Origin of the sequence: Ferribacterium limneticum (assembly GCF_020510625.1) — a bacterium.
Taxonomy (GTDB): domain Bacteria; phylum Pseudomonadota; class Gammaproteobacteria; order Burkholderiales; family Rhodocyclaceae; genus Azonexus; species Azonexus limneticus_A.
Map to the genome: position 1 here is coordinate 2,799,780 of NZ_CP075191.1, position 24,049 is coordinate 2,823,828.

Annotated in this window: 24 protein-coding genes; 17 read left to right on the plus strand and 7 right to left on the minus strand. The window is 62.3% G+C overall.

The genetic code is table 11. The features are described from left to right. Positions 1–157 precede the first annotated feature (157 nt). The 5 genes from KI617_RS13375 to KI617_RS13395 all read left to right on the plus strand — a co-directional run bounded on the left by KI617_RS13375 (position 158) and on the right by KI617_RS13395 (position 3,527). The gene (locus tag KI617_RS13375; RefSeq protein ID WP_226447036.1) at positions 158–763 is read left to right on the plus strand and encodes a LemA family protein; all 606 of its coding nucleotides are present in this window, start codon (positions 158–160) and stop codon (positions 761–763) included. 6 nt (positions 764–769) lie between these two features. Continuing rightward, a complete protein-coding gene (locus KI617_RS13380) occupies positions 770–1,615 on the plus strand; it encodes a TPM domain-containing protein (protein ID WP_226447037.1) in 846 nt (281 codons plus the stop codon). Between the two features lie 4 nt (positions 1,616–1,619). Then, on the plus strand, positions 1,620–2,114 hold the full coding sequence (locus KI617_RS13385) for a TPM domain-containing protein (RefSeq protein ID WP_226447038.1): 495 nt from the start codon (positions 1,620–1,622) through the stop codon (positions 2,112–2,114). A 55-nt stretch (positions 2,115–2,169) separates the two neighbouring features. Beyond that, the gene (locus KI617_RS13390; protein WP_226447039.1) at positions 2,170–2,712 is read left to right on the plus strand and encodes a flavin reductase family protein; all 543 of its coding nucleotides are present in this window, start codon (positions 2,170–2,172) and stop codon (positions 2,710–2,712) included. A gap of 68 nt (positions 2,713–2,780) precedes the next feature. After that, on the plus strand, positions 2,781–3,527 hold the full coding sequence (locus KI617_RS13395) for an SAM-dependent methyltransferase (protein WP_226451880.1): 747 nt from the start codon (positions 2,781–2,783) through the stop codon (positions 3,525–3,527). Positions 3,528–3,638: 111 nt separating this feature from the next. Here KI617_RS13395 and KI617_RS13400 read toward each other — a convergent pair whose 3' ends face one another. Then, positions 3,639–3,917 carry an acylphosphatase gene (locus KI617_RS13400; protein ID WP_226447040.1) on the minus strand — a complete coding sequence of 93 codons (279 nt, stop codon included), beginning with the start codon at positions 3,915–3,917 and terminating at the stop codon, positions 3,639–3,641. Positions 3,918–4,066: 149 nt separating this feature from the next. On the opposite strand from KI617_RS13400, the gene KI617_RS13405 reads away from it, so the two are divergent. The 4 genes from KI617_RS13405 to KI617_RS13420 all read left to right on the plus strand — a co-directional run bounded on the left by KI617_RS13405 (position 4,067) and on the right by KI617_RS13420 (position 8,825). Then, complete coding sequence (locus tag KI617_RS13405; protein WP_226447041.1) at positions 4,067–5,932, plus strand: potassium transporter Kup; 1,866 nt, start codon at positions 4,067–4,069, stop codon at positions 5,930–5,932. A gap of 153 nt (positions 5,933–6,085) precedes the next feature. Then, on the plus strand, positions 6,086–6,559 hold the full coding sequence (locus tag KI617_RS13410; RefSeq protein ID WP_226447042.1) for an ankyrin repeat domain-containing protein: 474 nt from the start codon (positions 6,086–6,088) through the stop codon (positions 6,557–6,559). Then, positions 6,553–7,056: a DUF411 domain-containing protein gene (locus KI617_RS13415; protein WP_226447043.1), complete on the plus strand. Its 504-nt coding sequence runs from the start codon at positions 6,553–6,555 to the stop codon at positions 7,054–7,056. Before KI617_RS13410 ends, KI617_RS13415 begins: the two co-directional genes overlap by 7 nt. 287 nt (positions 7,057–7,343) lie before the next feature. Continuing rightward, positions 7,344–8,825 carry a sensor domain-containing diguanylate cyclase gene (locus KI617_RS13420; RefSeq protein ID WP_226447044.1) on the plus strand — a complete coding sequence of 494 codons (1,482 nt, stop codon included), beginning with the start codon at positions 7,344–7,346 and terminating at the stop codon, positions 8,823–8,825. 41 nt (positions 8,826–8,866) lie between these two features. Here KI617_RS13420 and KI617_RS13425 read toward each other — a convergent pair whose 3' ends face one another. The 5 genes from KI617_RS13425 to KI617_RS13445 form a co-directional block, all read right to left on the minus strand. Further along, positions 8,867–10,126 carry an FAD-dependent oxidoreductase gene (locus KI617_RS13425; protein WP_226447045.1) on the minus strand — a complete coding sequence of 420 codons (1,260 nt, stop codon included), beginning with the start codon at positions 10,124–10,126 and terminating at the stop codon, positions 8,867–8,869. Then, positions 10,123–11,343, minus strand: a complete 1,221-nt coding sequence (locus tag KI617_RS13430) for an ABC transporter permease (RefSeq protein ID WP_226447047.1) — start codon at positions 11,341–11,343, stop codon at positions 10,123–10,125. The genes KI617_RS13425 and KI617_RS13430 overlap by 4 nt, the downstream gene beginning before the upstream one ends. A 154-nt stretch (positions 11,344–11,497) precedes the next feature. Continuing rightward, on the minus strand, positions 11,498–12,196 hold the full coding sequence (locus tag KI617_RS13435; protein ID WP_226447049.1) for an ABC transporter ATP-binding protein: 699 nt from the start codon (positions 12,194–12,196) through the stop codon (positions 11,498–11,500). Beyond that, positions 12,196–13,440: an efflux RND transporter periplasmic adaptor subunit gene (locus KI617_RS13440; protein WP_226447051.1), complete on the minus strand. Its 1,245-nt coding sequence runs from the start codon at positions 13,438–13,440 to the stop codon at positions 12,196–12,198. The genes KI617_RS13435 and KI617_RS13440 overlap by 1 nt, the downstream gene beginning before the upstream one ends. Beyond that, positions 13,437–14,798, minus strand: a complete 1,362-nt coding sequence (locus KI617_RS13445; RefSeq protein WP_226447053.1) for a TolC family protein — start codon at positions 14,796–14,798, stop codon at positions 13,437–13,439. The genes KI617_RS13440 and KI617_RS13445 overlap by 4 nt, the downstream gene beginning before the upstream one ends. Before the next feature lie 242 nt (positions 14,799–15,040). On the opposite strand from KI617_RS13445, the gene KI617_RS13450 reads away from it, so the two are divergent. The 8 genes from KI617_RS13450 (at position 15,041) to KI617_RS13485 (ending at position 22,532) form a co-directional block, all read left to right on the plus strand. Further along, positions 15,041–16,087 carry a quinone-dependent dihydroorotate dehydrogenase gene (locus KI617_RS13450; protein WP_226447055.1) on the plus strand — a complete coding sequence of 349 codons (1,047 nt, stop codon included), beginning with the start codon at positions 15,041–15,043 and terminating at the stop codon, positions 16,085–16,087. A gap of 72 nt (positions 16,088–16,159) precedes the next feature. Beyond that, positions 16,160–16,744: an electron transport complex subunit RsxA gene (gene rsxA / locus KI617_RS13455; protein WP_226447057.1), complete on the plus strand. Its 585-nt coding sequence runs from the start codon at positions 16,160–16,162 to the stop codon at positions 16,742–16,744. Further along, positions 16,744–17,334: an electron transport complex subunit RsxB gene (gene rsxB, locus KI617_RS13460; RefSeq protein WP_404826716.1), complete on the plus strand. Its 591-nt coding sequence runs from the start codon at positions 16,744–16,746 to the stop codon at positions 17,332–17,334. Before rsxA ends, rsxB begins: the two co-directional genes overlap by 1 nt. Further along, complete coding sequence (gene rsxC, locus KI617_RS13465; RefSeq protein ID WP_226447059.1) at positions 17,334–19,070, plus strand: electron transport complex subunit RsxC; 1,737 nt, start codon at positions 17,334–17,336, stop codon at positions 19,068–19,070. The genes rsxB and rsxC overlap by 1 nt, the downstream gene beginning before the upstream one ends. Then, positions 19,070–20,086 (plus strand): RnfABCDGE type electron transport complex subunit D, encoded by a 1,017-nt coding sequence (locus KI617_RS13470; protein WP_226447060.1) that lies wholly within the window; start codon positions 19,070–19,072, stop codon positions 20,084–20,086. Before rsxC ends, KI617_RS13470 begins: the two co-directional genes overlap by 1 nt. Continuing rightward, entirely contained in the window at positions 20,083–20,745 is a 663-nt protein-coding gene (gene rsxG, locus KI617_RS13475; RefSeq protein ID WP_226447062.1) for an electron transport complex subunit RsxG, read from the plus strand. Before KI617_RS13470 ends, rsxG begins: the two co-directional genes overlap by 4 nt. Continuing rightward, positions 20,742–21,431 carry an electron transport complex subunit E gene (locus KI617_RS13480; protein WP_226447064.1) on the plus strand — a complete coding sequence of 230 codons (690 nt, stop codon included), beginning with the start codon at positions 20,742–20,744 and terminating at the stop codon, positions 21,429–21,431. Before rsxG ends, KI617_RS13480 begins: the two co-directional genes overlap by 4 nt. A 42-nt stretch (positions 21,432–21,473) precedes the next feature. Continuing rightward, the gene (locus KI617_RS13485) at positions 21,474–22,532 is read left to right on the plus strand and encodes an RNA methyltransferase (RefSeq protein ID WP_226447065.1); all 1,059 of its coding nucleotides are present in this window, start codon (positions 21,474–21,476) and stop codon (positions 22,530–22,532) included. A 23-nt stretch (positions 22,533–22,555) separates the two neighbouring features. Here the strand turns inward: KI617_RS13485 and KI617_RS13490 are convergent, their stop codons facing one another. Next, positions 22,556–23,965, minus strand: a complete 1,410-nt coding sequence (locus KI617_RS13490; protein ID WP_226447067.1) for a sensor domain-containing diguanylate cyclase — start codon at positions 23,963–23,965, stop codon at positions 22,556–22,558. Between the last annotated feature and the right edge of the window lie 84 nt (positions 23,966–24,049).

Sequence of the window (24,049 nt, forward strand, 5' to 3'; positions counted from 1 at the left end):
CCATCTAGGCCCATCAGCCCATCCCGGCCTCCGCCTTGTCGCCGGGGTAGCTTCCCGAGATAAAGGGCGAAGAGCCCGCCGGCCCAAGCAAACTTCACCCCCCGGAAATATCGCAATGGTATTCTGTGCCGCGAACCATTTTCCGGGAGCCACTTCCATGCGCATTCGTCTCTATTCCATCCTCGTTCTCGTCGCCACCCTGCTTTCCGGCTGCGGCTACAACCAGATCCAGATCAACGATGAGGGCGTCAACGCCGCCTGGGCAGAGGTGCTGAACCAGTACAAACGCCGGGCCGACCTGATCCCCAACCTCGTTTCCGTCGTTCAGGGCTACGCCGCCCATGAAAAGGAAGTGCTGACCCGCGTCACCGAAGCGCGCGCCAACGTCGCTGGCATGAAGATCACACCGGAGCTGGTCAATGACGAAGCCGCCTTCGCCAAGTTCCAGAAGGCGCAGGGTGAGCTCTCCGGCGCCCTGTCCCGCCTGCTGGTGGTCGCCGAAAATTACCCGCAGCTCAAGGCCGACGCCAATTTCCGCGACCTGCAGGCCCAGCTCGAAGGCACCGAGAACCGCATCACCGTGGCGCGCAACCGCTACATCGAGACGGTCAAGGAATACAACATTTCGGTGCGCACCTTCCCCAACAACCTGACGGCCATGGTCATGGGCTACAAGCCAAAACCCAGCTTCACGGTCGAGGACGAAAAAGCCATCTCCGCCCCGCCGACCGTCAAGTTCGACAGCCCGGCTGCCGCCAAGTAAGCCGCCATGCTGCGCTGGCTGGTCACCCTCTGCTTCGCGCTACTGCCGCTGCTCGGCTGGAGCGCGAGCGAGGTGGCGCTGCCGGCGCTGACCGAGCACGTCACCGACCTCACCGCTACCCTGTCAGCCGACGAACGCGCCGGACTGACGGCCAGCCTCGCCGCGCTGGAAAAAGACAAGGGCGCGCAGGTCGTCATCGTGCTGCTGCCGACGACGCAGCCGGAAAGCATCGAGCAGTTCGGCATCCGCCTCGCCGATGCCTGGAAAATCGGCCGCAAGGGCGTTGATGACGGCGTGATCGTCATCGTCGCCAAGAACGACCGGCGCATGCGCATCGAAGTCGGCTACGGCCTGGAAGGCGCCATTCCCGACGCCATTGCCAAGCGCATCGTGGCCGAACAGATGGCGCCGCGTTTCCGCGAGGGTGATTTTGCCGGCGGCTTGCAGGCCACCATGGCGACGCTGGACAAGGTGATTCGCGGCGAGCCGCTGCCGGCGCCCGTTGTGCAAACTGCACCGAGTGACGGCGAACCCGCCGATGCGCTGACCTTCCTGCTCATCGTCTTCTTCATGGCCGGCATCATCCGCTCGATGTTCGGCCTGCTCGGTTCGCTGGCCGTCTCCGGCGTCGCCGGCTGGCTGGCATGGACCATCTTCGCCTCGCTCGGCCTGGCCGGCGGCGCCGCACTACTCGCTTTCGTCCTCTCCTTCATCCGCCTCGGCCGCGGCGGCTGGTCTTCCGGTGGGGGCGGGGGCTTCTCCGGCGGCTTTGGCGGTGGCTCGTCGGGTGGCGGCGGATTTTCCGGCGGCGGAGGCGGCTTCGGTGGCGGTGGCGCCTCGGGGAACTGGTGAAACCATGCTGACACGCCTGATCAAACACCTCTCATCGCCCGGCTGGTGGGCCAGACGAGCCTTCCGTGCCGACGACCTGGCGGCCATAGCCACGGCGGTCAAGGCATCCGAAACCAGGCAGCGCGGCGAAATCCGCATCGCCATCGAAGGCCCGCTACCGCTCCGCGCCCTGCTCCGCGAGGAATCCTGCCGCGACCGCGCCGCTGCGCTGTTCCAGTCGCTCGGCGTGGCGGCGACGCGCGAGGCCAACGGCATCCTCGTTTATGTTCAACTGATCGACCGCCGGGTCGAAATCCTCGCCGACCGCGGGATTGCTGCCCTCGTTCCGCCAGCCGAATGGGAAGCCATCTGCCGCCGCATGGAAACCGCGTTTGCCGCCAAGGATTACCAAACCGGCATGGTGCACGCCATCGAACGAATCACGGCGCTGCTCGCCCGGCACTTCCCGGCCAGCGGCGACAACCCGAACGAACTCGACGACGCGCCGACCCTGCTTTGAGTATCGCCGCCAAGGTCGAACGTGCCAGCAAGGCTGGATTATCGGAGGTGCTCTGATGCAAACATTGGAACTGAGCAAGGCTTTCACGCTGATCGAACCCGGGCCCGTCGTCCTCGTCACTACTCATGACGGCAAGAAAGACAACATCATGACCATCTCGTGGACCATGGTCATGGATTTCACCCCGGTTTTTGCCATCACCACCGGGGAATGGAATCACTCCTACGCGGCCTTGCAAAAGAATCGCGAGTGCGTCATCGCCATTCCCACCGTCGACCTGCTCGATACGGTCGTTGGCATTGGGACGTGCTCCGGGGCCGACACCGACAAATTTGCCCGGTTCAAGCTCACGCCAGTCCCGGCCAAACTCGTCAGGCCGCCCCTGATCAAGGAATGCCTGGCCAACATCGAGTGCAAGGTCATCGACATTGTCGAAAAGCACAACATCGTCGTGCTGGAAGCGGTCGCCGCCTGTATCGACAATGAACGCCAGGAAAAGCGCACGCTTCACGCCGTGGGTGACGGCACCTTCATTGTCGACGGGCGCAAGATCGACCGGAAGCAGATGATGGCCACCAAGCTCCCGCCGGGCGTCTAGCAATCACTGGCCAGCTTGTGCTGTGGCGCTGACCGAATCCATTCACATCCATAAGGAGATTTTCCATGTTGGACATCCCGCGAATATTCAATATCACCGAAAGTGCTCATCGCATCCACAACCCGATCACCCCCGAAAAGCTGGCCACGCTCGGTGCAGCGCTGCGTTTGGCGTCGGGGGCCCGAGTGCTCGACCTCGGTAGCGGCTCGGGGGAGATGCTGTGCACCTGGGCGCGCGATCTCGATGTCGTCGGCACCGGCATCGACATGAGCCAGCTGTTCTCCGAGCAAGCGAAACGCCGTGCCGTAGAACTCGGCGTCGCCGATCAAGTCCACTTCATCCATGGCGATGCTGCCGGCTATGTCTCCGACGAGAAGGCCGATGTAGCGGCCTGTGTCGGTGCCACCTGGATCGGCGGGGGAGTCGCCGGCACGATAGCGCTTCTGGCGCGGAGCCTGCGCACCGGAGGAATCATCCTCATCGGCGAGCCGTTCTGGCGGCAGTTGCCGCCGACCGACGATGTGGCCAAAGGCTGTCTTGCCAACTCGATTTCGGACTTCCTCGTGCTTCCCGAACTTGTCGCGTCTTTCGGCCACCTGGGCTATGACGTCGTTGAAATGGTTCTGGCGGACCAGGACGGCTGGGACAGATACGAGGCAGCCAAATGGCTCACCATGCGCCGATGGCTCGAAGCCAATCCCGACGACGAGTTGGCCAACGAGGTTCGCGCCCAACTGAGCTCGGAACCCGAGCGCTACGCCGCTTACACGCGTGAATACCTGGGCTGGGGGGTGTTTGCGCTGATGCCACGATGAAGCCGCATCACGCCGGGCACGCCAAAGGTTGAACCTTGCCGGTTGTGCCAGGGCACATCAGCGCGACCAAAAATCAAGCAGCAAGCACTGCCCCAAACACCCCGGCTCGATTCAGCCATTCGCCACCTGCTCGAAGCTCCTGAAATCGCCGTCGCCCAGCGCGACATTGATCCGCTGGACCACGGCATGGCTCGGCCCGCGTTGCGCCCAGGCGATCAGTTCGAGCACGGCCATTTCTTCGCCGACGGCCATCGCCTCGACCCGGCCGTCGGCCAGGTTGCGCACCCAGCCGACGACGCCCAGCTTTCTTGCCTGCTCGGCCATGGACCAGCGATAGCCCACCCCCTGGACCCTGCCCTCAACCAGCAGATGACGTCCGATTATTGCCATGTCTCACTCCTTGCGACGGTGCCGACCATGCCTGCATCTATACCAAAGCTCAGTGCAAAGTGCTAGATTGGCGGGCTTGCCAGACCGCGCTGCCGACAGAAAGGCGCAGCTAGGCAGATATCAGCGCCACCGGCGCAACAGGGGAATACATGTCTTCGCATAACAAGCAAGCCTTGCCGGCCATCACGGTCGCTGCCATCGGGGTCGTCTTTGGTGACATCGGCACCAGCCCGCTCTACGCGCTGAAGGAAATCTTCAACGGCCACCATCCCATCCCGGTCACCCCGGAAAACATTCTCGGCGTTCTGTCGCTGGTCTTCTGGGCAATCATCGTGCTGGTCACAATCAAGTACGTCGCCATCATCATGCGCGCCGACAACCGCGGCGAGGGCGGCTCGCTGGCCCTGCTGGCGCTGGTCACCGAACGGGCCAAGAACCCGCGCCTGTCGTGGATCATCACCTTGCTCGGCATCTTCGCTGCCGCACTATTCTATGGCGACAGCATGATCACGCCGGCCATTTCGGTACTTTCTGCGGTCGAAGGTCTGGAAATCATCACGCCGACACTGAAACCTTATGTGATCCCGCTCACGCTGGGCATCCTGACCGGCCTGTTCTTCATCCAGAAGCACGGCACCGGCGCCATGGGAAAACTGTTCGGCCCGGTCATGGTGACGTGGTTCGGCATTCTGGCCATCCTCGGCCTGATGCAAATCGCCCATAACCCGGCCGTTCTGCTCGCCCTCAACCCCCTGTTTGCCATCGTTTTCATTGCCGAACACACCGGCCTCGCTTTCCTGGCGCTCGGTTCGGTCGTCCTCGCCGTGACCGGCGGCGAAGCGCTGTACACCGATATGGGCCACTTCGGCCGCTTCCCGATTCGCCTCGCCTGGTTCGGTTTCGTCATGCCGGCGCTGGTCCTCAATTACTTTGGCCAGGGCGCCCTGCTGCTGGTCGAACCGGAAGCCATCGCCAGCCCCTTCTACCACCTCGCTCCCGACTGGGCGCTGATCCCGATGGTCGGCCTGGCCACGGCAGCAACGGTCATCGCCTCGCAGGCCGTCATCTCCGGCGCCTTCTCGGTCGCCCGCCAGTCGATCCAGATGGGCCTGCTGCCGCGCATGCAGATCATCCACACCTCCGGCATGGAAGAGGGGCAGATCTACGTGCCCTTTACCAACTGGTCGCTTTACCTCGCCGTCGTCGCGCTGGTCATCGGCTTCAAGAGCTCATCGAACCTCGCCGCCGCCTACGGCATTGCCGTCACCGGCACCATGCTGATCGACACCATCCTCGTCGCCTTCGTCATGGTCCTGATGTGGAAGTGGAACAAGCTGCTCGTCGCCCTCGTCGCCGGCACACTATTGCTGGTCGACATCGCCTTCTTCGCCGCCAACGCAATCAAGATCCCCGAAGGCGGCTGGTTCCCGCTGGCCATGGGCCTTGTTTCCTTCACCGTGCTGACCACCTGGCGACGCGGTCGGCGCATGGTGTCGGAAGAAATGGCCAAGCAGAGCATCCCGATGGACGACTTTCTGCAATCCATTGACGACGTCCATCGCATTTATGGCACGGCTGTCTTCATGACCAGCGCCAAGGACGGCGTGCCCCCGGCCCTGCTCCACAACCTCAAGCACAATCAGGTACTGCATGAACGCGTCGTGCTGGTCACCGTGCAGACCATGCAGACGCCGCATGTTGTGGACATGGAGCGCATTTACATGCACGACATGAGCAAGGGTTTCAAGCGCCTGATCATCCGCTACGGCTTCATGGAAAGTCCGGACGTGCCCGGTGCGCTGGAGCAATGCAAACGCTTCGGCGAACGTTTCGACATGATGGAAACCACCTTCTATTTGTCGCGTGAAACCATTGTGCCATCCATGGCCCGCGGCATGCTTCCCTGGCGCGCCCGGCTCTTCGCCATCATGTCCAAGAACGCGACCAGTGCCAGCGACTTCTTCCATATTCCGACCAACCGCGTGGTCGAACTGGGGACTCAGCTCGTCATCTGAATTCAGCCGCCCCCCAAGGCCCTGCCCGACCCGGCAGGGCTTTTTTGCACTTAAAACAGCAGTTTATTAGCAGAAACTGAAACTAGCGCAGATCAATGTGGTCCGAATCGCTAGACGCAACAATCGCCATCAACTTTTTTTCGGACGCCCTTGATGAAACGCCTGATCCCCTTGCTATTCCTTGCCAGCCTTGCCTTCCCCAGCTTTGCTGAGGTCACAAGCCGCGACCAGCCAATTCACGATGCGGCCCGTGAGGGCAACGGCGACGATGTTCGCCGCCTGCTCAAGGCCGATCCGAAGCAGCGCGATGTCCGCACGGCACTTGGCTCGACCCCGCTGCACCTGGCCGCGACCAATCCCGACACCTCGGCCATGAAGGCCCTGATTGCAGCCGGTGCCGATGTGAACGCACGCGACAACGAAGGCGCAACGCCCCTGCACATGGCGGCCTATTCCAGCCGCCCGAAGAACACCCAGTTGATGCTCGAAGCCGGCGCCGATCCGCAGGCCAAGACGGACAATGGCCGCGACCCCGGATCGATGGCCCGCAAGGTCAAGGCCGATGAGACGGCCGGCGTCATTTCGCTATGGGTACTCAAGGGCTGCAAGGCTGGCAAGCCATGCTGAAAGCCGCCGCCCTGCTCTGCGCTGCGCTGCTTTCCGGCAGCGCCCTGGCCACCCAGCCGGTGGCATTGCCCACCATTGAAGTCTATATGCCGACCGTCTGCCTGGCCTGCATCGACTGGGCAGAACATCTGCGCCAGAACGGCTTCACGGTCAAGGTGACGCAAACCGACGACATGGACGCCATCAAGCGCCGCCTGAAAGTGCCAAAGGATCTCGAAGCCATCCCCAGCGCCCAGGTTGCCGGCTATTTCATCGAAGGCCATGTGCACGCCGACCAGATCAAGGAGTTGCTGACCGAAAAGCCAACGGCACTCGGCCTGGCCGTCCCCGGCCTGCCACTCGGCGCCCCCGGCCGCGAGTTCTCCAGCCCGACCTGCGAAACCGCCTGCACCATGCTCGACAAGGACAGCACGGCAACCCCGCGGGTACGCCGCGAATTCTATGAAACGCTGCTGGTAAAAAAGGGCGGCAAGACTTCGATTTACGCCCGGCACTGAACTGCGACATCCACCACGACCATGCCTTTGCCTGAAAACGGCGAGACATCCGGGTCGTCAGGCTATGCCGAAGAATTATCGATAGCGCATTTTCCGATGTCGCAAACTCACTCCCCGACCATTCCAAACGATTTTTCGTTTTTAGCACTTTAGGCGTATTTACACCCCCGGGGCAGTGAGCTATTTTTCGGGCTCATGAATGAGCCTCAATGACCCGATTCCGCTTACATCCCTCTCTTTTCTTCCTTCTTTTTGCATGGGTAGGCGTCATCGCGCTTGCCCTTCACATGCTGATATCTTCGGAAATCCACCGCCTGAAGATTCATTTTGATCAAGATGTCAGCACCTTCGTCAGTGACGTAAAACAAAAGCTGGATGCCAACGAAGCCGTGCTGGCTGGTTTTTCTGCTTTTTTGCAGGCAGTCGATCGGAGCGATACCGATTCAACCATCAAGTATGCAGCGGCAGTGGCCTCCGCCTATCCCCACATCTACATGATCGAAGTCGCCCGCAAGGTGGCGCAGTCGGAGCAAAGGGATCTGGAAGCATCTTTGCGCCAGGGATGGCGCGCCGATTTTTCGATCAAGGATTTCGCCAAGGTCGTCAAGCGCCCTTTCCAAGCGGATGACGAAAAGGGTGCCACTTGGCCGATTCTCTTCATGTATCCGTCGCTCCCCGAAACTCAGGCAATCTACGGGGTTCGTCTGGAGACGGTCGATTTTCTGTCGCGCTCCGTCGCATTGGCGCAAAAAAATGTCCGGCCGGTCGCTTCTCCGGTATTCAAGATGTACGAAGGAGGCGACGCCTATATCCTGCTGCAGGAGGTCAGCCGGCCATCCAGCAAGTCTTCTTCGGAGCTGAATTTCTTTGGCAACACGATGATGGCGATGTTGCTGATCAAAACTCAAGCCTTGATGCCCAGCCGAAGCAAACAGGACAAGTTCGAAAACCTGCAGGTTTCAGCCGCCCTGGCTGCCGCGGGCAATTCTGAAAGTCTGCTCTTCGAGCAACGAGCGGTCGAGAGTGGGAAAATTGACCGACTGTTTTTGCCCAGTTTCACCCAACGTCTGACCATCGATAATTTTTCGCAACCGACGATCATGGCCTTTGATCGCCAATTGCGCTGGAGTGATTTGCTCAGCCGGGAAATCATCCCGATGCTTGGGCTACTGGGTGTCGCCCTGCTTCTCGTTCCCTGGATCACCGTTCGCCACTACATGGCCCTAGGCCGCGCAGCAGTCGAGCATGAAAGATCGGCCTATCTGGCCACCCATGATTTGCTGACAAATCTCCCCAATCGTTTCCTTTTCATGGATCGCTACGAACAAGCGTTCCAGCAATGGCAGCGAAATGGCAATGCCTTTGCGCTGCTGCTCATTGATCTGGACCATTTCAAGGAAATCAACGACCAGCATGGCCATGAGGTTGGCGATCAGGTGCTGATTGGCTGCAGCAAACGCATGGCGAGCCAACTGCGCGCCTGCGACACGGTTGCCCGCCATGGCGGCGATGAATTCGTCATCCTCCTGGGCAATATCCTCAATATCGAGGATGCGAAGAGCGTCGGAGAAAAAATACTGGCCGCCTTTGTCGAGCCGATTGAAACGGCAGCCGGGCCTGTGCAGGTGTCGTGCAGCATCGGCATATCAGTTTGCCCGAACCATGGCGAAAGTCTCGACATCCTGCGCAAATCGGCTGATCGGGCCATGTATCTCTCGAAGGAACAGGGGCGAAATACAGTCTCTGTTTTCTCAAACGATCTTTGCTGACCCTGGCCCCTGGAGAGGGGCCGGCTCTGACCTGAATTCGCTCAGGGTCGCAAAAAATCCCGGTACATCGCCTCGGCCCAAGCGACATCCTCGCCAGCCGGATTGGGGTTGCGGGTCTGCTTGACCTGCTGGAGCAGGAAACCATCACCACGCTGGCGGTAGCTGGTATCAATGCGCGTCTGCTCATCCGGTTCGATGCTGCTCAGCACATGGCAAACGCTCTCCGGCAGCAGAGGCGGGAATGCATGGCCGGTGGCCTGCGCCGCAATCTGCTGGGCCACGGCCAGCCCCATGCGGTTGGCGACATGCCCGGTCTTGGGATAGAGGCCAAAGGCCGGTGACACCATGCCGGTCGCGTCGCCAATGACGAACACACGCTCATCGACCGGGCTGCGAAAATCGACTGCCCCCTGCGCCGCCCAGCCGCTGGGCCGGCCGCCCTCTTCAGCGCGGATCAGGCCGGCCTGCCATATCAGGTCGGCCGCCTGCTGGGGCGGGCTCAACAAGGCTGCATCGAAGCGGATGTCGTCGATATCGGTGCTCACCGTCTTCCGCACCGGGTCGATCTGGCGAATCTGCGCGTGATCGAGGTAGGTGACCTGGTCCTTGAAACGGTCGAGCAGAATGGAACGGAAGGCCGGCATCATCGGGTTGGGATCGGCGATGATCAACTTGCCCGGAATCTTCTGCGTCTTCAGCCACCAGGCGATCAGCATCGCTCGCTCGTAGGGCGCCGGCGGGCAGCGGTAAGGCGCTGGCGGAATGTTCATCAGCAGGTCGCCGCCCTTGAAACCGGCCAGCCGTTGCTTCAGGGACAGCAAATCGGCACCGTTGAGCATGGCGCCTGAGTAGCGGCGGCGTAGCTCAGCCACCAGCGCCGGATCCTCGACCTGCCACGCCGCGTAGTTTTCACGAATGCCAGGCGCGATCACCAGCCAGTCGTAGGCCAGCCGCTCGTTACCGGCGATGACAATGCCTGCTGCACGGTCAATGGCGCTGACATCGGCCTGCACGAAACGATAGCCCCAGCGCGCTGCGAGGGCGGCGTACTCGTGACGCTCCGGCGCCGGGACTGTGGCATCAACCAACCAGCGGTTGCTCAGTGCAAACGACACGAAGGCCGGCTGGCGATCGATCAGTACCACCTCGATATCGGGAGCCAGCGCCCGCAGATGGCGAGCTGTAGACAAGCCGCCCCAGCCGCCGCCAATCACCACGACGCGGCGACTCGCTGCCCGACTGGAACCGATCAGGGGCAACAGCCCGGCAGCCAGCAGAAACTGACGACGCGTCGTTTTCATTGGTAGCGCAAGGCCTCAATTGGGTCGAGCCGCGCTGCCTTGCGGGCCGGATACCAGCCGAAGAAGATGCCTACCGTCGCCGCCACGGCAAAGGCGACCAGGGCGGCGCTGCCGGAGATAACAATGACCATGCCGGTGAAGGCGTTGATGCCGAGCGCGACGCCAAGGCCAAGCGCCAGCCCGAGCAGGCAGCCGGCGAAGGAGATCATCACCGCTTCGAGCAGGAACTGGCTGAGGATGTCCTTCTGGCGCGCCCCGATGGCCATGCGGATGCCGATTTCCCGCGTCCGTTCGGTGACCGAGACGAGCATGATGTTCATGATGCCGATACCGCCGACGAGCAGCGAAATCGAGGCAATGGCGCCGAGCAGAATGGACATCGTGCGCGTCGTTTCGGCCTGCGATTCGGCCGCGGCCGACAAGTTACGGGTGAAGAAATCGTCTGGCGCACCTTCACGCAGGCGATGACGTTGGCGCAGCAAGGCCGTCATATCAGCCTCGACCTTGGGCATGGACTCGGCCGAATCGGCCTGCACCATGATCATCCGCACCGAGCCGAGGAAGGGCGTACCGAAAACCTTGCGCTGTGCCGTGGTCAGCGGAATGATCACCGTGTCGTCCTGGTCGCGACCATCGAGATTCTGCCCCTTGCTGCCCAGCACGCCGATGACGATGAACGGGTTCTGCTGGATGCGCATGGTCTTGCCGACCGGGTCGTCGGCGCCAAACAGGTTTTCGGCCACCGTCTTGCCGATGATCGCCACTCGCGTCGACGAACGCACATCCGAATCGCCAAAACCGGCGCCATTGACGATATTCCATGCACGCGCTTCGAGATAGGCGGGCGTTGTCCCGATGACGGAAGAACTCCAGTTCTGCGAGCCATAGACCAGTTGCCGCGTGCCCTGATGGGTCGGCGCCACGTTGGTCACATGTTCGAGTTCAGCAATCGCATCGGCATCGGCTACGGTCAGCGTCGGCCCGCCAGCCGAGCCGCTGCGCACGCCGGAAGTGGTGAAGGAACCGGAGAGCACGATGTAAAGATTCGAGCCCATGGTGCTGATCGTCTGCTGCACGGCGTATTGCGCGCCCTGCCCGATGGCCATCATGATGACCACGGCGCCGACGCCGATCACCATGCCGAGCATGGTCAAGGCCGTGCGCAGGCGGTTGGCGCCCATGGCCAGCCAGGCTTCGCCGAGCATGGCTTTCAGCATGATGAAACCACCTGTCGAGGTCGACCGGAAAAAACGGCCAAAAATAAAATGTCCGACAGCCGAGGAACAGTCGTCATTCCCGCGCAAGCGGGAATCCATGGCACCCCGGCATATCTGGATTCCCGCTTGCGCGGGAATGACAGGGCAACATGCATCATGGCCTCACCTCCGTCAGGTGATCGCTGACGATCTGTCCATCCAGAAACTTCACCTGCCGCTTGGCGTGCGCCGCGATATCCGACTCGTGCGTGACGAGCACGATGGTGATGCCCTCGGCGTTCAGGTTGTCGAACAGGCGCATGATTTCCTCGCTGGTGTGGCTGTCGAGGTTGCCGGTCGGCTCGTCGGCGAGGATCAGGCGCGGGGAATTGACCAGCGCCCGGGCAATCGCTACGCGCTGCTGCTGGCCGCCGGAAATGCGATTCGGTAGCGACTCGGCGTACTGGCCGAGGCCGACCTTGCCGAGCAGTTCGCGCGCCTTGGCCCGCCGGGTTTCCTTGTCAAAACCGGCATAGACCAGCGGCAGGGCGACGTTGTCCTGCAGGCTCATGCGCGGCAACAGGTTGAAGCCCTGGAAGACGAAACCCAAGGTCCGATTGCGCAGGATGGCCAAGGCATCCTTGTCCATGTGGGCAACGTTCTGGCCGGCCAGGAAATAGTCACCCAGCGTCGGCGTATCGAGACAACCGAGCAGGTTCATGAAGGTCGACTTGCCGGAACCGGACGGCCCCATGATGGCCAGGTATTCGCCCGGCTGGATTTCGAGATCGACGCCTTTCAGGGCCGGGAACAACCCGGCCGCCGTTTCATAGGATTTGCCCAGGCCGACCACCCGGATGACCGACTCAGCCATCAGAACATCCGCATGCCGACGCTGGACGGCGGCTTGACGCCGTTGGTGTTCTCACCGGTGATCACGCGGTCGCCCTCCTTCAGTTCGCCGCCGACCACCTCGGTATTGCGGTTGTCGGTAATGCCGAGCTGGATGGCGACCGGCTTGATTTCGTCGCCGGACAGGATGTACACCGTGCCGCTCTGGCCGTCGCGCTTCTTGCCCTTGCCGCCGCCGGCCTTGGCCGCACCGCCATCGGCGCCAGCGCCCATGCCCGGCCCCATGCCGGACATGCCTGCAGCAGCCGGTTTCTGGCCGTTCTCGGCTTTCTTCTCGGCCGCATCGGCCGGCTTGAAGCGCAACGCCGCATTCGGCACCAGCAAGGCGCCCTCGCGCTTCTGTACGCCGATATTGACGTAGGCCGTCATGCCCGGCAGCAGTACCTGCTCCGGATTCGAGACGTTGATGCGGACGTTGTAGGTCACCACATTCTGCTGGTTGGTCGGGTTGAGGCGGATCTGCTGCACCTCGCCGACGAAATTGCGGTTCGGGAAGGCGTCGACCGTGAAACGCGCCTTCTGCCCTTCGCGGATGCCACCAATGTCGGCCTCGGCAAAGCTGGTGTCGATGCGCATTTCCGACAGATCCTGGGCGATCTTGATCAGCGTCGGCGTCTGGAAGCTGGCCGCCACCGTCTGGCCGAGATCGACCACGCGGTCGATGACCACCCCATCGACCGGCGAGCGGATCACCGTGAAATTGAGGTTGGCGCGGTCACGCTCGTTCTGCGCCTTGGCTAGGGCCACCTGTGCCCGGGCCGACTTCAGTGCCTGGCTGGACTGATCGTATTCCTGTTTCGAGACGTATTCCTGCGCCAGCAAGGCCTTCATGCGCGCCTCGTTGGCCTGCGCCAGTTCCAGTGTCGCCTGGGCGTTGACCACGCTGGCCGCACTCTGCCGCTCGGTCGCCGAGACCAGCGCATCGTCGAGTTCGAGCAGCGGCTGGCCCTTCTTCACCTTGTCATTGAAATCGACGTACAGCTTGCGCACGGTGCCCGAAACCTGCGTGCCGACGCTGATCAGCACCACCGGATTCAGCGTGCCGTTGGCCGAGACGGTCTGTGTCACATCGCCCTTTTCAACTGCGCTCATCTTGTAGCGGGTTTCCGGGTTCTGCGCGCTGCGCTGCTTGAAATACCAGACGCCGCCGCCGATCAGCCCGGCCGCCAACATCACACCAATCAGAATCTTGCCAAGTCGTTTCATGGTCTTCCTTCCGCTGCCGCTTGCAGCAGCGTGTAATCGAGCGCGCCCATCGATTGAGCCAGCGTGGCGCGATAAACATTCCAGTCGAGTTGGGCCTGTATCCGTTGCAGCCGGGCGCTGGCCAGCGCGCTTTGCGCCACCAGCAAATCCAGCACGGTGCCGACGCCGGCCTTGTAGCGGCCTAGCGCGACGCGCTCCGACTGCTCGGCGCTGGCGACCAGATCAGCCGTCGTCTTCAGGCTTTGCGTCGCCGTCGTCAGGCTCTGGTAGGCCTTCCAGACATCGAGGGCGATCTGGTTCCTGATCCGGTCGCGCTGGGCAGCACGAACATCGGCCTGCGCCGCCGCCGAACGGACGCGGTAAGTTGTATCGAAACCGGAGAAAATCGGCACATTCAGCGTCAGGCCGACGCTGCCGCCCTGCGTGATCACACCGGCCGAATCCTGCCAGCTTGGGCCAGCACCGAGCGAAATCGTCGGCCGGCCCTGGGCACGTGCGAGATCGATACTCGCTTCAGCCGCCTTCAGTTGTGCCTCGGCCGCCTTGAGATCAGGCCGACGGGCTTGCGCCTCGGCAATCAGCGCATCGACTTCCTTCTGGAAAACCGCTTCTGCCGGCGCCGCCGGCAGATCGGCCAGGACAATTCTTTGCTGTGCCGCGAAACCCAGCGCATTGGCCAGCGCCCCCAAGGCATTGCGGGCATCGCCCTCGGCCCGGATGCGATTCAGCGTTGCCTGCGACAGCGCCGTCTGGGCCTGCAGGCGATCAGCCGGCGTCGCCACGCCGACTTCGTAACGCGCGTTGGCGGCCTGATAGCTCTCCCGCGCCGAACGCTCGGCCTCGTTAGCCGAAATCACCGCCGCCTGCGTTGCCTGTGCCGAGTAATAGCTCTGCAGCGCGGCGAGGAACAGGGATTGCACCGTTGCATCCTGCGTCGCCGCTGCCGCGTTCAACAATTGCTGCGCATTCTCGACATTGGCCGAACGCTGGCCGAAATCAACGAGCAGCCAAGACAGCGTCAGTGCCGCAGCATTCCTGGTGTAAGCGTTGTTCTCATACTGAAATCGCGTCGTGCTGGCGCTGGCATCGAGATTCGGCAACCAGCCCGCCTTCGCCACACCGACCAGCGCCGCCTGCGCCCGCGCCGCTGCCCAGACTTCGCGCGTCTGCGGGTGATTGCACAAGGCCAGATCGACCGCATCGACCGCCGTCAACGCTGAAGCCGGCAAAGCCGTCGCGCACGGCGCCTCGCCCACCCGCGCCGACAATTGCGGCGATGGCTTGAGCGGCGCCATGGCTTCGGTGCCAAACGGATCGTTGATTCCGCCTGCCAAGACCGGCAGGCTGGTCAAGCTCAACAGTAAAAAACGGGGTAAAAATCGCATGGCGGCAAGTTTAGCCTTACTGAAAAAAATCAGTCGTTACAGTTTGTTTCCGGCGCCAGAGCAAATTTGCCCAAGTCATTCGCTATCAGTTCGCCGATAAACCGGACTGCCGATTATCCCCAGCCTTTCCAGCCATCGCTACCCCGCCGGATCAAGAGAACTGCGACAGGTCACCGGGCAGCGGCCGGCGCAATACGGTAAAATGCCGCCCCATCATGCTATATCCCCTGATCCGCAAATTCTTCTTCTCCCTCGACGCTGAAACCGCCCACGGTATCGGCATGAAGGGCATCGATTTCATGAACGCCGCTGGCCTCGCCTGCGCCGTCGCCAAGCCGGTCGCCGCCTGCCCGGTCGAAGTCATGGGCCTCAAGTTCCCCAACCCGGTCGGCCTAGCCGCCGGTCTGGACAAGAATGGCGACCACATCGACGGCCTGGCCAAGCTCGGTTTCGGCTTCCTCGAAATCGGCACGATCACGCCGCGCCCGCAGGATGGCAACCCGAAGCCGCGCCTGTTCCGCATCCCGGAAGCGCAGGGCATCATCAACCGGATGGGCTTCAACAACGCCGGCGTCGACAAGCTGCTGGAAAACGTGCGCGCCGCCGAATTCCCGAAGAAGGGCGGCATCCTCGGCATCAACATCGGCAAGAACGCGACGACGCCGATCGAGAAAGCCGCTGACGACTACCTGATCTGCCTCGACAAGGTCTACAACGACGCCAGCTACGTGACGGTCAATATCTCGTCGCCGAACACCAAGAACCTGCGCGAACTGCAGAAGGACGAGGCGCTCGACGACCTGCTGGCGCAACTCAAGGCCAAGCAACTGCAACTGGCCGACCGGCATGGCAAATACGTGCCGATGGCTTTGAAGATCGCCCCCGATCTCGACGACGAGCAGATCACCGCCATTGCCGACGCGCTGCGCCGCCACCGTTTCGATGCGGTGATCGCGACCAACACCACGCTGTCGCGCGAAGGCGTCGAAGGCATGCCGAATGCCGCTGAAACCGGCGGCCTGTCGGGCAAGCCGGTCTTCGAGAAATCGACCGCTGTGCAGAAAAAGCTGTCGATCGCGCTGGCCGGCGAACTGCCGATCATCGGCGTCGGCGGCATCATGGGTGGCGAGGATGCAGCCGAAAAAATCCGTGCCGGCGCCAGCCTGGTGCAGTTCTACAGCGGTTTCATCTACCGCGGCCCGGACCTGGTCAGCGAAGTGGCAGATACGCTGGCTAACGTCTTGCGAAAGAAAACCCCTTAAGGCCACAAAGGGCGCGCGGTTGTTTGCGCTGTAACAAAGCCCGATAATGCGCCCTTAACGCTTGCCAAATTTATGAGCCACTACTTGTTCATCCTCGTCGGCGCGGTGTTGGTCAACAACGTCGTGCTGGTGAAGATTCTCGGTCTTTGCCCCTTCATGGGCGTTTCCAAGAAACTGGAAACCGCCTATGGCATGGGGGCCGCTACGACCTTCGTGCTGACCATGGCGACCGGCGCCAGCTACATCATCGACCATTACCTGTTGATGCCGTTCGGGCTGGAGTACCTGCGCACGCTGTCCTTCATCGTCACCATTGCCGCCATCGTCCAGCTGACCGAAATGGTCATCGCCAAGACTTCACCGACGCTGCAACAGACGCTGGGCATCTACCTGCCGCTGATCACCACCAACTGCGCTGTGCTCGGCGTGCCGCTGCTCAATATCTCGAATGGCTACGACTTCGTCGACTCCCTGCTTTTCGGGGCCGGCAGTGCCGTCGGCTTCACGCTGGTGCTGATTCTTTTTGCCGGCATCCGCGAACGCATCGAAGGCGCCGATGTGCCGGTTCATTTCCGCGGCGTCGCCATTGCCATGGTCACCGCCGGCTTGATGGCGCTGGCCTTCATGGGCTTTGCCGGCCTGGACAAGTACCAATAATGGAAATTGTCCTCGCCATCGCCATCATGGCCCTCGGCGCCGTCGTGCTCGGCGCCGCGCTCGGTTTCGCCGCGATCAAGTTCAAGGTCGAAGGCGACCCGCTGATCGAGAAGATCGAGGCCATCCTGCCGCAGACCCAGTGCGGCCAGTGCGGCTTTCCGGGCTGCAAGCCCTACGCCGAAGCCATCGCCAAGGGTGAAGCCGACATCAACCTGTGCCCGCCGGGCGGCATGGAGGGCGTGCAGCGCCTGGCCGACCTGCTCGGCCGCGAAGTCAAGCCGCTCGACGCCGAGGAAAAGCCCAAGCAGGTCGCCATCATCGATGAGAACACCTGTATCGGCTGCACGCTGTGCATCCAGGCCTGCCCGGTCGACGCCATTGTCGGCGCGGCCAAGCAGATGCACATCATCATCGCCCAGCAATGTACCGGCTGCGAACTTTGCCTGCCGCCCTGCCCGGTCGAATGCATCCACATGGAAACCATCGGCGAGAATATCGATAACTGGAAGTGGAAATATCCTGTGGTTGAAATCAAGGCTGCGCCCTTGGCCGCAAAGGATGCCGCCGGCGGCATGAAAGAGGCCGCCTGATGCTGATGAACCTGTTCAAGTTCAAAGGTGGCGTCAAGCCGCCAACCAACAAGACCCAATCGCTCGGCAAGCCGATCGCCCAGGCGCCGATTCCGTCGCGCCTGGTCGTGCCGCTGCACCAGAGCATCGGTGGCACGCCGCGCCCGGTCGTCCAGGCGGGTGACCGGGTACTCAAAGGCCAGTTGATCGGCGAGGCCGACGGCTGGATTTCCGCCGCCGTCCATGCGCCAACCTCGGGTACCGTGCTCGAAGTCGCCATGCACGTCCAGCCCCACCCATCGGGTCTCGACGCGCTATGCGTGGTCATCGAACCGGACGGCAAGGATGAATGGATTCCGCGCCAGCCGCTTGACTACAAGTCGCTGGCACCGGAACAGGTGCGCGAACGCCTGCAACAGGCTGGTGTCGTCGGCCTCGGCGGCGCAGTCTTCCCGACCCACGGCAAGCTGACCGCCTCGAAAACGGTGCCGATGGAAGAAATGGTGGTCAACGGCGCCGAATGCGAGCCCTTCATCACCTGCGACGATCTGCTGATGCGCGAACGCGCCGAGGAAGTCGTGCGCGGCATTGGCATTTTCCGCGACCTGCTGCAGCCGAAGAAGATATTGATCGGCATCGAGGACAACAAGCCGGAAGCGGCCGAAGCCATGCGTGCGGCGGTCAAGGCCGTCGGTGAGACTTTCGAAGTCGTCCAGGTGCCAACGCTCTACCCGGCCGGTGGCGCCAAGCAATTGATCCGCGTCCTGACCGGCAAGGAAGTGCCTGCCGCCAAACGCTCCACCGACCTCGGCGTCCAGTGCTTCAACGTCGCCACTGCCTACACCGCCTGGCGCGCCATCGCGCATGGTGAGCCCGTCGTTTCCCGTCTGGTGACGGTGACCGGCAACGTCGCAGAGCCGCGCAACTACGAAGTGCTGATCGGCACGCCGATGGACGAGCTGCTCAAGCTCGCCCAGCCAAAACCCGACACTGACGGCATCGTCATGGGCGGCCCGATGATGGGCTTTCTGGTGCCGGCAAGCAGCGTTCCGGTCGTCAAGGCAACCAACTGCCTGATCGCCCACTCCGACAAGCTGTTCCCGCCCAAGGCGCCGGAAATGCCGTGCATTCGCTGCGGCGCCTGTGCCCAGGCCTGCCCGCACGAACTGCAGCCGTTCGAGATGTACTGGTTCTCGCGTGCCAAGAACTTCGGCAAGACGCAGGAATACAACATTTTTGACTGCATCGAATGCGGTTGCTGCTCTTTCGTCTGCCCGTCGCGCATCCCGCTGGTGCAGTATTTCCGCTTCGCCAAGAGTGAAATCTGGGCGCGCGAACGCGAAAAGAATGCCTCCGAGCAAGCCAAGGCCCGTTTCGAGTTCAAGCAACTGCGCGAAGAACGCGAAAAGGCCGACAAGGCTGAAAAACTGGCCAAGGCCGCTGCCGCCCAGGCCGCCAAGAAGGCGGCCGAAGCAGCGGCTGAAGGCAGTGCCCAAGTAGCCGTCGAAACAACGGCTGCACCGGTAGCCGAAGCGGCGCCCGTCGATGCCGCGAAAGAGGCCAAGCGCGCCACCATCGAAGCTGCCATGGCCCGCGCCAAGGCCCAGCGTGAAGCGGTCCAGCCGAAGAACACCGAGCACCTGGCGCCCGACCAGCAAAAGGCGGCCGATGAAATCGAAGCCCGCCGCGTCGCCGCTCACCTGATCGATGCCGAACCCGCTGCAGCGCCAGCACCGGCCAGCGAGAAACCCGAATAATGTTCGCTCCCGCCCCCTTCCTCCTCAAAGACGCCAGCGTCACCAAGGTGATGACGCAAGTCTGTCTTGCCCTGGTTCCCGGCATCGCTGCCTACGCCTGGCTGGTCACCCCGGCCATCCTGATCCAGCTGGTCATTGCCTCGCTGGCCGCACTGCTCGCCGAAGCCTTCATGCTGCGTCTTCAAGGCAAGCCACAGGCGATATTCCTGACCGATGGCTCGGCCATCGTCACCGCCTGGCTGATCGCCCTCGCCTTCCCGCCGCTGGCCCCATGGTGGCTGGTCGTCACCGGTACCGTTTTCGCCATCGTCGTCGCCAAGCAGCTTTATGGCGGCCTCGGCCAGAACCCGTTCAACCCGGCGATGATCGCCTTCGCCATCTGCATCGTGGCCTTCCCGGCCCTGATGTCGCAGTGGCCGAACGCCGGTCTGCAGGTAACGCTGGTCGACCAGATCAAGGTCATTTTTGGCCTGGCACCCCGCGTCGACGCGCTCTCCGGCGCCACCCCGCTGGATGCGATGAAGACTGCGCTGAAGCTGGCCGAGGGCAGCAGCAGCGTTGGGCAATTGCTGGCCAACACCGAAATCTATGGCAGCTTCGCCGGCCGTGGCTGGGAATGGATTGCCGCCGGCTATCTGCTCGGTGGCCTGTGGATGTGGCAACGTAATTTGATCACCTGGCACGTGCCGACCGCTTTCATCGGCGCCATGCTTGTTCTTTCCGGCGGGCTCTGGCTGTACAACCCGGCTGAATTCGCCAACCCGCTGTTCCACCTCTTCTCGGGCGGCGCCATGCTCGGTGCCTTCTTCATCGCCACCGACCCGGTTTCCGGCTGTACGACACCGCGCGGCAAGCTGATCTTCGGGGCCGGCGCCGGCCTGCTCGCCTACATCATCCGCGTCTTCGGCGGTTACCCGGATGGCGTCGCCTTTGCCGTCCTGCTGATGAACCTCTGTGCTCCGCTGATCGACCTGCTGACGCAGCCACCGATCTTCGGCATGAAGGACAAGGCATGAGCACCGCCAAGGAATTTACGGCGGCCGGCATGGCGGTGCGCACCGCCGCCATCCTGTTCGTCTTCGTGATCATCTTCACCGGCCTGCTTTCCGGCGCCTATCTGTGGACCAAGCCGGCGATCGAAGCTTCGGCCGCCGAAGAGAAAATGAAGCTGGTCGATGAAGTCCTGCCGCGCAGCGAATACGACAACGCCCTGCTCGAAGATACCGTCACGTTGCCGGCAACCGCTGAACTGACCCTGACCGATCCCTCGCAGCTCTACCGCGCCCGCAAGGATGGCAAGCCGGTCGCCCTGGTCTTCGAAGCCGTCGCCCCCGACGGCTACGCCGGCAAGATCCGCCTGATCATCGCCATCCGCGCCAATGGCGAAGTGGCCGGCGTACGCGTCACGCAGCACAAGGAAACCCCGGGCCTCGGCGACTATATTGAAGTCAAGAAGGACAAGAACAAGGCCCGGCCGTGGATCACGCAATTCAACGCCATGTCGCTTGCCCAGGTCGCCGACAAGGACTGGAAGGTCAGGAAGGACGGCGGCCGCCTCGACTATTACGCCGGCGCCACCGTCACGCCACGCGCGGTATCCAAGGCTGTGTTGAAGGCCGTGAAATGGGCCGAAATCAACCGTGACCGTCTGTTTGCCGAAGGAGCCGCCCAATGATCACCCGCGACGAATTCAAAGCCATCGCCGGCAACGGCATCTGGAAGCAAAACACTTCCATCGTCCAGATTCTCGGCCTCTGCCCGCTGCTCGCCGTGACCACCAATGCCGTCAACGGCATCATGCTGTCGCTGGCGACCATCCTGGTCATGGCAATTTCCAATCTCGCCGTCGCCTCGCTGCGTAATTTCATCCCGCATGAAATCCGCATCCCGGTTTTCATCCTGATCGTCGCCGCACTGGTCACCGTCGTCGACCTGATGTTCAACGCCAACCTGCACGAACTCTATCTGGTGCTCGGCATCTTCATTCCGCTGATCGTCACCAACTGCATCGTGCTCGCCCGCGTCGAGGCCTTCGCCAACAAGAATCCGCCGCTGCAATCGACCCTCGACGGCGTTTTCATGGGCGTCGGCATGTTGTGGACCCTGGCCCTGCTCGGCGCCATGCGCGAGTTTCTCGGCAGCGGCACCATCTTCGGCGGCATCGACATGGTTTTCCCCAGCCTGCAGCCGATCCAGGTGCTGCCGGAAAGCTACCCCGGCTTCCTGCTCGCCCTGCTGCCGCCCGGCGCCTTCATCCTGCTCGGCTGCATGATCGCCTGGAAAAACTGGATGGAAGCCCGTGCAGCCAAGCGCGCCAAGCTGAAGCCGCCGGCCCCGGTGGCGACGGCTGGCTGCCACTGATTTCGCCAAGCCGCCCGTTGCGGGCCTGAGGACAACGCCCGCATGCGTATCGAAACCATTCGCCAGTCCCTGTTTGCAACGGGCGCCAAGGATTGCCACGTCGACCGCGTCATGCGCGCCTGGGCGCAAGGCAAACCGCTCGATGCCGGGCCTAGTCGTCACCCGCCGGAAACCTTCCTGCCGCTCGCCCTGCGCAACGCGCTGCCCGGCTTGCACGATGAACTCTCGGCCCTGGCCCGCGTCCGCTCCGAACACCCCGGCGACGATGGCTCGGCCCGCCTGCTGGTCGAACTCGGCGATGGCCAGATGGTGGAAAGCGTCTTGCTGCCACGCGATGGGCTGTGCGTATCGACGCAGATCGGTTGCGCGGTCGGCTGTACCTTCTGCATGACCGGCCGCGATGGCCTGCTCCGTCAGGTCAGCAGCGTTGAAATGGTCGCCCAGGTCATCCTCGGCCGCACCCGGCGCAAGGTGACGCGCGTCGTCTTCATGGGCATGGGCGAGCCATCACACAACATGGATAACGTGCTGGAAGCCATCGATACGCTCGGCACCTTTGGCGGCATCGGTCACAAGAACCTGGTTTTCTCGACCGTGGGTGATCGCCGGGTTTTCGAACGCCTGCCCAGGGAACGCGTCGTTCCGGCGCTGGCCATTTCACTACACTCGACCCGGGCCGAACTGCGCGCCGAATTGCTGCCCAAGGCCGCGGCCATCGCGCCGGCCGAACTGGTCGAACTGGCCGAGCATTACGCGCGGACGACCGGCTATCCGATCCAGTACCAATGGACGCTGATCGATGGCGTCAATGACAGCATCGAAGAAATGGACAGCATCGTCCAGCTACTGACGGGCAAGTACGCGATCATGAATCTGATCCCCTACAACGAGACGGCAGCGCTGGACTATCGCCGCCCGCCGCTGGAACGCGTCACGGCACTGACCAAATACCTGCACGCCAGGGGAATCCGGGCCACCGTGCGCAACTCGGCCGGCCAGGATGTCGATGGCGGTTGTGGCCAGCTACGAGCGCGCAACCTTGAGGCCACCGGCACCAATGGCACTCAGCGAGTCTCGCTGAAACACCTGAAAACTCGCTGAAACACCTGAAAACAGGCACCCGGTCAGCTGGGTAGATCAGCCACGACGACGCAATTCTTGCCACGCTCCTTGGCCAGATAGCAGGCTTCGTCGGCCCGCCGGACCAGCGATGCCTCATCATCGCCAAGCATGCGTTCAGCCACACCGATACTGACCGTGCAGCGAATTGCCGCACCCGAGGGAACCTGTGTTTCAGTGCCGGCAAACAGCCCGCGCAAGCGCTCGGCGATGGTGGAAGCGGCCTGGATAGCAGTTTCCGGCAGCAAGACGACGAATTCCTCGCCGCCATAGCGGAAGGCAAAATCAGACCGGCGCAGGCAATGCCCGATGGCTGCGGCCAGACTCTGCAAGACCTTGTCCCCACCCAAGTGGCCGTGGCAGTCATTGACGGACTTGAAATTGTCGCAATCGAGCACGAGCAGCGACAGCGGCCGCCCGTAGCGCGCCGTGCGCTCCAGTTCGAGGGGAAGTTGTTCGTGCAGATGGCGTGAGTTGAACAAGCCGGTCAGCGAGTCGGTCTGGCTCAGGGAGCGATAACGTTCCTCGCTTTCACGCAAGGCCTCCTCGGCCCGCCGGCGCTCGGTCACATCCTGCAGGGTTTCGATGGCGCCAATCACCTGACCGCTACCGTTGCGCAATGGCGCCGCCGTAAAAAACAGCCAGCGACCGCTCTCGCCGAAATGCGGGAAGAAATCTTCGGCTTCGTAACCGCCAGGAATCAGCAGTGATGGCCGAAAGCGGCCGTGATACAGGCGATCGACGGCATTTTCCCGGGCGTCGTCGATGATCAGATCGGCCATGATCGGGCGCTTTGAGGCGTAGAAGCTCTTCCATTGGTTGCCGGTACCGATGACATCCCTGGCCAGGGTACCCGTCAGCATCTCGCAAGCCCGGTTCCAGTGAGTGACCCGATGCTGCGCATCGATGACCAGCATCGCCACCGAAGAACCATCGACAATTTGCGCCAGATAGGCCTCTTTCTCGCGCAGTGCGGCTTCGGCCACGCGCCGCTCGGTCACATCCTGCAGGGTTTCGATCGCCCCGATGATTTCGCCCTCGGCATTGCGGATGGCGGCGGCCGTAAAGAACAACCAGCGCCCGCCCTGACCGAAAGCCGGAAAGAAATCCTCCGCCTCGAAGGCATCGGGCAACAGGGCCGAGCGCCCGAATTTGCCGTCATAGTATTGCTCTACCTCGGCATCCGCGACGTCATCGACCACCAGGTCGGCAAGAATCGGCCGAGCTGAACTGTAAAAAGCTCGCCACTGCTCGGAATGGCCGATCATCTCTGCGGCCGGTACGCCGGTCAGCACGGCGCAAGCCCGATTCCAGTGCGTCACTTTATGCTCGGCGTCGATGACGATTGTCGCCACAGGATTGCCTTCGACCAAGTGCGTCAGGGCAATGCAATTGCCTTCTTCTGAGTTTGGCATGGGAGCCCCGCCTTCTCTGTCAGGTAGAATTTTGTTTTTTGCAATATCGCGCATTCATCGGCACCTGACAATCCATATTTCGAC

Excerpts from the sequence above, each read along its gene's own strand:
- KI617_RS13375 (WP_226447036.1), top strand. The coding sequence starts at position 158 with ATGCGCATTCGTCTCTATTCCATCCTCGTTCTCGTCGCCACCCTGCTT.
- KI617_RS13430 (WP_226447047.1), bottom strand. The coding sequence starts at position 11,343 with ATGCTGAAAGCCATGCTCGGCGAAGCCTGGCTGGCCATGGGCGCCAAC.
- KI617_RS13400 (WP_226447040.1), bottom strand. The coding sequence starts at position 3,917 with ATGGCAATAATCGGACGTCATCTGCTGGTTGAGGGCAGGGTCCAGGGG.
- KI617_RS13435 (WP_226447049.1), bottom strand. The coding sequence starts at position 12,196 with ATGGCTGAGTCGGTCATCCGGGTGGTCGGCCTGGGCAAATCCTATGAA.
- KI617_RS13425 (WP_226447045.1), bottom strand. The coding sequence starts at position 10,126 with ATGAAAACGACGCGTCGTCAGTTTCTGCTGGCTGCCGGGCTGTTGCCC.
- rsxG (WP_226447062.1), top strand. The coding sequence starts at position 20,083 with ATGAGCACCGCCAAGGAATTTACGGCGGCCGGCATGGCGGTGCGCACC.
- KI617_RS13440 (WP_226447051.1), bottom strand. The coding sequence starts at position 13,440 with ATGAAACGACTTGGCAAGATTCTGATTGGTGTGATGTTGGCGGCCGGG.
- KI617_RS13410 (WP_226447042.1), top strand. The coding sequence starts at position 6,086 with ATGAAACGCCTGATCCCCTTGCTATTCCTTGCCAGCCTTGCCTTCCCC.
- KI617_RS13480 (WP_226447064.1), top strand. The coding sequence starts at position 20,742 with ATGATCACCCGCGACGAATTCAAAGCCATCGCCGGCAACGGCATCTGG.
- KI617_RS13405 (WP_226447041.1), top strand. The coding sequence starts at position 4,067 with ATGTCTTCGCATAACAAGCAAGCCTTGCCGGCCATCACGGTCGCTGCC.
- KI617_RS13385 (WP_226447038.1), top strand. The coding sequence starts at position 1,620 with ATGCTGACACGCCTGATCAAACACCTCTCATCGCCCGGCTGGTGGGCC.
- KI617_RS13415 (WP_226447043.1), top strand. The coding sequence starts at position 6,553 with ATGCTGAAAGCCGCCGCCCTGCTCTGCGCTGCGCTGCTTTCCGGCAGC.
- rsxB (WP_404826716.1), top strand. The coding sequence starts at position 16,744 with ATGGAAATTGTCCTCGCCATCGCCATCATGGCCCTCGGCGCCGTCGTG.
- KI617_RS13390 (WP_226447039.1), top strand. The coding sequence starts at position 2,170 with ATGCAAACATTGGAACTGAGCAAGGCTTTCACGCTGATCGAACCCGGG.
- rsxA (WP_226447057.1), top strand. The coding sequence starts at position 16,160 with ATGAGCCACTACTTGTTCATCCTCGTCGGCGCGGTGTTGGTCAACAAC.
- KI617_RS13490 (WP_226447067.1), bottom strand. The coding sequence starts at position 23,965 with ATGCCAAACTCAGAAGAAGGCAATTGCATTGCCCTGACGCACTTGGTC.
- KI617_RS13450 (WP_226447055.1), top strand. The coding sequence starts at position 15,041 with ATGCTATATCCCCTGATCCGCAAATTCTTCTTCTCCCTCGACGCTGAA.
- KI617_RS13470 (WP_226447060.1), top strand. The coding sequence starts at position 19,070 with ATGTTCGCTCCCGCCCCCTTCCTCCTCAAAGACGCCAGCGTCACCAAG.
- KI617_RS13380 (WP_226447037.1), top strand. The coding sequence starts at position 770 with ATGCTGCGCTGGCTGGTCACCCTCTGCTTCGCGCTACTGCCGCTGCTC.
- KI617_RS13485 (WP_226447065.1), top strand. The coding sequence starts at position 21,474 with ATGCGTATCGAAACCATTCGCCAGTCCCTGTTTGCAACGGGCGCCAAG.
- rsxC (WP_226447059.1), top strand. The coding sequence starts at position 17,334 with ATGCTGATGAACCTGTTCAAGTTCAAAGGTGGCGTCAAGCCGCCAACC.
- KI617_RS13420 (WP_226447044.1), top strand. The coding sequence starts at position 7,344 with ATGCTGATATCTTCGGAAATCCACCGCCTGAAGATTCATTTTGATCAA.